This is a genomic window from Flavobacterium sp. UBA4854 (assembly GCF_002399805.1).
Classification (GTDB): domain Bacteria; phylum Bacteroidota; class Bacteroidia; order Flavobacteriales; family Flavobacteriaceae; genus Flavobacterium; species Flavobacterium ginsengisoli.
The window spans coordinates 15,481-21,628 of the sequence record NZ_DHEI01000145.1 but is presented as its reverse complement, the minus strand read 5'-3'; the positions used below and the strand labels follow the sequence as shown (position 1 = coordinate 21,628).

The window sequence follows — 6,148 nt, the reverse complement described above, 5'->3', positions numbered from 1 at the left end:
TTGGTAATGGCAAATACATACACACAATTGCATATACAATTTGTATTTGCGGTGAAATACAGAAAAGCATTAATTGCAAAGGAGTGGAAAGACAAATTACATCAATATATTACGGGTATAATTCAAGCCAATAGTCATAAAATGTTATGTATTAATAGCATGCCAGATCATATACATATTTTTATAGGAATGCGTCCCACACAATCTATTTCTGCGTTGGTTCAAAATGTAAAAACAGAAACCAGCAAATGGATTAAAGAACAAAAATTGTCACCAGATTTCTCTTGGCAAGAAGGTTACGGAGCATTTTCATATTCAAGAAGCCATGTGCCTAATGTCATTCGATACATTCAAAATCAGGAACAGCATCATAAAAAAGAAACATTTTTAGAAGAATACCAGAAACAACTGAATGCTTTTGAAATAGAATATGATAAAGAGTATATTTTTAAAGAACCTCTTATGTAAGTTATGAATGATGATATAAAAGAATACAAAGCAAAATTTGGTAGTCGAACTTTATGTGATGGACCAGAAAATGATTTTTATTGGATTGGTTTTGTGTATAGTTCTGATGGTTTGTTTTTAGAAAAAATTCCAATTTATATTTTCACTAAAAAGCAAAATTTATCAAAAGAAACTATAGGGTTTGTTGAGATAATAATTTGAAACATTAATGAATATTTAGAAAAGTCTATAGTATTTATTAAACAGACACTCATAGAAAATAGTCAAGAATATAAGATACAAGAGAAAGAAAAAGAGCTTTTAATTAATGAAGATATTTTACCTATTGATCTACCAGAATTTACTTTTTGGGAAAATTCAAATGAATGGATGATTCGATTTGCGGAAGGAAAGTTTAATATTTGTGATCCTTTAGGTATTGGAATTACTTTTAAAATAACTGAACCATTTAGTGTAAATAATCTTGAGGATTCTGAATTTATTGGATAGATTATTTTTTAAGAAGTTAAAGAAATAAAAATCCGTAAAGAAATTGAACTTTACGGATTTCTATTTTTTGAATTTTAAAGATTATTTTCTATAGTAAAGCGAACCATTTTTTATCGTCTTTTTATCCAATTTTCCTTTGCTGGATAATTTCTCTAGAATAATTTTTGCTTCGTTCACTGAGATATTGTGAATAACAGCGTATTCCTTTGGAGCAAGTGTTGGATAAATTTCAAAAACAGACAATGAATTTTTATTTTCAAACTTTTTCGCTTTAGCATCTGGAAATAAAGCCACTAAAGCATTCTCATAAGTCTCATAAGGTTTAGATCCATAAACAGTTAGCTGATTATTATTGGCGTCGGCTAGAAATAAAGTTGGAAAACCTCGTACGCCAAGTGTTTTACCTAGATTTAAATCTTCTTGAAAAAGCTTTTTAGCATCTCCATCATAATCTGTTTTTAGTTTTTCAACATTTAATCCTGCATTTTTTGCTGCTTCGGCAATGTTTTCCCATTTGGCTATGTTCTTTTTGTTTAGATATAATTCTTCTCGAAGAATACGCATAAATTTTACAGCTTTTTCTTTACTCTGCATTTGTGCCGCTTTCATGGCAATACAGGATGGATAAGATGAATCTAAAGGATCTTCAAGCCAAACATTTCCATCAATTGGCATTTCGTAATATAAACTCGCCTCGTCCCAATGATGCGCCACATCAGAAGGTTTACTTATTCCGCCGCTGTTATAACTCCAATCGGGTAATAAACCACCCATTCGGTAATCAATTTCAAAATAATCGCCATACTCTAATTTTAGTTTTCTAAGCTGAGGTTCAATTCCCCAGCAAGAAGAACAAATTGGATCGGTGTAGTAAATTATCTTCACAGGTTTGCTTTCTGTTGGAATGGCTGTTTTACCATTCAATTTTTCGCCGGCAGGCATCTCGCATATTCCGCTTACAGGATCGCACATTAGCGGATTTGTTTTGTCTTCACTCATTTTAGAATTCGTTTGCGATTGACAGCTTACACTGCAAATCAAGATTAATAGTATCGACAGTATTTTCATAGTAATGTTTAAAAGGTACTCTCGGATTTATGAATATGTTGCAAAGTTGAGCCGAATATCATCGTAAGTCAATTAGTCAAAAAAACATGACTAGAAAGTACATCCTAGTTTTGAGAAATTGCTTTTGCAAAAAGTGGGATTATTATTATAAAGTAATTGCAGGCTTGTAATTAATTGTTTATTTTTCACTTCCTAAAAATAGAAGCATAACATGAATTATATTCAAAAAATTAAACGCCTTTACAACCTGTCTGAAAATGAAAACTACGGATTTTCAGAAGATCAAATTCTCAATCTTGAGAAAACATTAGATGTAAAACTTCCTTCAAAATTCAAAGAGTATTATCTGGAATTAGGGAAAGAGGAAAACCTTAATTACTGCTTTAACAGACTTTTGAAACCTGAAAATGAAATCGGATTTTCTGATGATGATTTTTTAGTTTTTTATGAAGAAAATCAGAACGTAGCTTTTTGGGGAATTAAAAAGGAAGATCTATCGCAGGATAATCCACCAGTATATGGTAATTACGACACAATAGAAAAATCGGATTGGGAGATTGAAACTAAGACAATCGAAGACTTTTTTTTGCTAATGACTGTTTTCAACGGTACTCTGGGCGGACTTCAATTTAACGGAAACTATTTAGGAGAAATTGACTCGCAAATTGTAAAGTTTGTAGAAGAAAATTATACACTTGTTCTCGAAATCAGCAGAGAAAATCAAAAAGTATATACAGATGATTTTTATGAGGTAATCAGTTTGTCATTCGATCAAGTAAGCAATTGTACAGGCGCTTTTATTGGATCAAGCGATCAGGAACGATTTGATGCTGTTTTGGATAATATGGATATAGATTGGTCCTATCTTTCTTATGACGATGAAGAATATGATGAGGATGATGAATAGTAATCAAATTAAAAATGTCATAATAAAATAGAGAATGAGAGAATTAAATTATTTAGTAAAAATAGAAGGCAACGAAGCGCTTTTAGAAAAATTCGTTAAAGCGATTGATAATAATACTGTTAAAATTGATAAAGCATATCCAAATCCGTACGTATTAGATTCGGGAGAAAAATTTCTTCTAGATAAAATCATTGAATATTTTTTTCAAACCAGATCTTTCTCAAAAGAACTTTACATTTCATTTTTTGAAAAATTAAGAAAGTTAAACGGATTTGATAGTTATTATTATTCACTTGGAAAACAAACGGAAAAGTTGGTTTTTGATACTTTTGGAAGAGTCAAAAAAGGTAATTCCAACATCTCTAAAACAGAAGAAAATCTACCAAAGACAATTTTGACGGAAAATGAAAAAGAACTTTTAAGTTTTTTATGTTATTTGGCAGTTTCTCACATTAAATATGGGCCAAGTTATGCCTCGGTTACCGCAAATGAATATTTTGATATCGTAACTGAATTAGGTTCTGATGAAGTAGAACAACTTAAAAAGTACGGAACAGGAAAGCTTTCAAAAGAGCTGACAGAATACAAAGACAAAGATTTTGTGGGTAAAGCAAATGATGTTTTTGCTAAAATAAGTCTTAAACTGATTACCGAAACAGAAGAAAGTTATGCAAAAGCACTAAATTTCGTTAACAATCTTCTAAAATCTGATTTTCCTAAAAGTTTTGAAATTAGTTTTTCGTCCAAAACAAAAGAATTACTTCCTGTAAAAGGGCTTCCAAAATGCGGACAGAATTATTTTTTTGCTGGAGCGGTAAAATATCCAAATCTGCATAATGGTATTTTAGAATATATTGCTCTTACAAAAACGAAATACGAATGGTACACCAATCTTGAAGCCGAAAATTGTGCAATGCCATCTACTTTTGCTGTTTTTGCTTTAGGATTACAAGATGAAAAATATTTTGATACGCTGATCGATTATTATAAAAAAGTTGATGGTGAGCATCAGTCTATTCACGAGAAGTTTACACCTGTATTTTTAGAGAAATTCGGCATAACTGAAAAATCCATAAAAGTCTTTATTAATGCTGTTTTATCAATGCAGGAACATCCGCATAATAAAACTTTCGTTTCTTATTTTACAAATGAAAATAGCTTGAAGTTATTATTGGATAGTAAAGAGAATTTTGTTTCGGATTATTTTACAGAAGAGGATTTAAAAGAATATTCCAATAGTGGAGAGAATCCTCAGGAAATGGCTGATTATTGCTGGGGAAGTATTATGTACACCATTTTTGGGCAAAGCGAAGGTTTTGCTAAAATTAGCAAACAGCTTACGGATTCAGAAAGAGAAATCTTTGAAAAACTTTTGTAATGAAGCGTTATGAATAGGCAAATACAAATTGAAGAACTCAGCGATAATACTTTTTTCTGGAAATATTATTTCTGTTGGTCAAGAGGCTATGATGAAAAAGAAGAAATAAATATTGATGAGGTTTTGGAAGTTGTGGAAACTAATGAAACGGAAGCTTATGAATGGGAATGGAAGTTTTTTAATCAAAATGATATTGAAGAAAATCCCAGATATGTTGAGGGCAAAATAAATGATAATTTAAATTATGCTATTGAATTTGCCGAATTTGAAATCAATTTTTTTCTTAATGATATTTACATCGGCAATTTAGGAGGACATTTTGAAGCTTGGTTTTTTACTTTGGATGAATTATTGGCTTTTGAAAAATATCCTAATCTGTTTCTTCTTTTTCTACCAATGACGGGAATACAAGAAAATGAAAAAGCTGTTTTAAAACCCATAATGGTAAAACATTTAAATGCAATTCCAAAGTTTGAGGAACATTCAGAATATATCTCAAGCTGTATTTTAAATGGATTAGTAATGCAATCTCCATTTCTAGAAGCAAATGACATTGGATTGACAAATACAGAAAATCATAGCGTAAGAAACATAACAGATTACCCACGCTATAAAGAAGATGTGACGAAATTGAATAAAATTTTGTTTTCTTTTATAAATGAGCAACTATAGGAAACTTTGTTCCTTTGCAACTCTGGACCTTTGTCACTTTGCTACACTCATTAAACTTTCATTAACAAAAACTAATTTATCATTATTTTATATTTGTAGGAAACAAATTAATTCTAAAGCATTCTTCTCATGAAAATAAAGCCTCTTTTCTATCTATTTTTATTCGGTATTATTTCAGTTTCGGCTTATAGTCAGAATGTGAAACTGATAAATATTAATCAGCTTAATGAGAGAATCAAAAATGGCAAAGACAGTACGTATGTCGTTAACTTTTGGGCGACTTGGTGTGCGCCTTGTATAAAAGAACTGCCACATTTTGAGAAATTAGGAGCAGAGTACAAATCAGAAAAACTGGCTGTTTTATTGGTGAGTTTAGATTTTAAATCGAAATTAGAATCAAATGTAATTCCGTTTGTGAAAAGGAAAAATCTAAAGAATGAAGTGTTTTTATTAAACGAAAGTAATCCTCAAGAATTTATTGACAGAATAGATCCAAGTTGGTCTGGAAGTATTCCAGCAACGCTTTTTATTAAAAATGATAAACGAAAATTTGTTGAAAGCGAATTTACCTATGAACAATTATTAACTGAATATAAAAAACTGTAAACCATTATGAAAAAAATAATCTTATTACTAGCATTAGCATTTTCTGCTTTTCTTTCGCATGCACAAAGTGGCGTAACACTAAAAGCGGGCGATGCAGCACCAGATTTCAAACTGAAAAATGTGGACAACAAAGAAGTTTCTTTCGGAACTTTTAAAGATGCAAAAGGATATATTGTTGTTTTTACTTGCAATACTTGTCCATACGCGATTGGTTACGAACAGAGAATTATCGATTTGGATAAAAAATTCAAACCACAGGGATATCCTGTAATTGCAATCAATCCAAATGATCCTGAAGCTTCTAATGCAGATACTTTTGCAAAAATGCAAGATTTAGCAAAAGACAAGAAATATCCTTTCCCATATTTATTTGATCCAGGACAAAAAATTACTGATGAATATGGAGCAAAACGTACACCTCACATCTTTATCGTTTCTAAAACGACAAAAGGAAATGTTGTAGAATACGTAGGAGCAATCGATAATGATCCAGAAGGAAATAATCCGCAAAAAACAAAATATGCAGAAGAGGTTATCGCATCATTAAAAAGCGGTCAAAA

The 6,148-nt window shown here is 30.8% G+C and carries 8 protein-coding genes; 7 read left to right on the top strand and 1 reads right to left on the bottom strand.

From position 1 onward, the window contains the following. Nucleotides 1-6 precede the first annotated feature (6 nt). A complete protein-coding gene (gene tnpA / locus B3J44_RS21230; protein ID WP_286971279.1) occupies nt 7-468 on the top strand; it encodes an IS200/IS605 family transposase in 462 nt (153 codons plus the stop codon). A gap of 3 nt (nt 469-471) precedes the next feature. Then, nucleotides 472-669, top strand: coding sequence for a hypothetical protein (locus B3J44_RS21225; RefSeq protein ID WP_286971278.1), 198 nt, complete (start codon nt 472-474; stop codon nt 667-669). Between the two features lie 369 nt (nt 670-1,038). Here the strand turns inward: B3J44_RS21225 and B3J44_RS21220 are convergent, their stop codons facing one another. Then, complete coding sequence (locus tag B3J44_RS21220) at nt 1,039-1,956, bottom strand: DsbA family protein (protein WP_286971276.1); 918 nt, start codon at nt 1,954-1,956, stop codon at nt 1,039-1,041. Between the two features lie 280 nt (nt 1,957-2,236). Here B3J44_RS21220 and B3J44_RS21215 point away from each other — a divergent pair, with 280 nt between their 5' ends. The 5 genes from B3J44_RS21215 to B3J44_RS21195 form a co-directional block, all read left to right on the top strand. Further along, nucleotides 2,237-2,932, top strand: coding sequence for an SMI1/KNR4 family protein (locus B3J44_RS21215; RefSeq protein WP_286971275.1), 696 nt, complete (start codon nt 2,237-2,239; stop codon nt 2,930-2,932). A gap of 34 nt (nt 2,933-2,966) precedes the next feature. Then, nucleotides 2,967-4,310, top strand: a complete 1,344-nt coding sequence (locus B3J44_RS21210; protein ID WP_286971273.1) for a DUF6138 family protein — start codon at nt 2,967-2,969, stop codon at nt 4,308-4,310. Nucleotides 4,311-4,319: 9 nt separating this feature from the next. Then, nucleotides 4,320-4,982, top strand: a complete 663-nt coding sequence (locus tag B3J44_RS21205) for an Imm19 family immunity protein (protein ID WP_286971272.1) — start codon at nt 4,320-4,322, stop codon at nt 4,980-4,982. Nucleotides 4,983-5,111: 129 nt separating this feature from the next. After that, a complete protein-coding gene (locus B3J44_RS21200) occupies nt 5,112-5,588 on the top strand; it encodes a TlpA family protein disulfide reductase (protein ID WP_286971271.1) in 477 nt (158 codons plus the stop codon). A 6-nt stretch (nt 5,589-5,594) separates the two neighbouring features. Beyond that, on the top strand, nt 5,595-6,148 hold a 554-nt coding region (locus B3J44_RS21195), incomplete at its 3' end, for a thioredoxin family protein (RefSeq protein WP_286971270.1).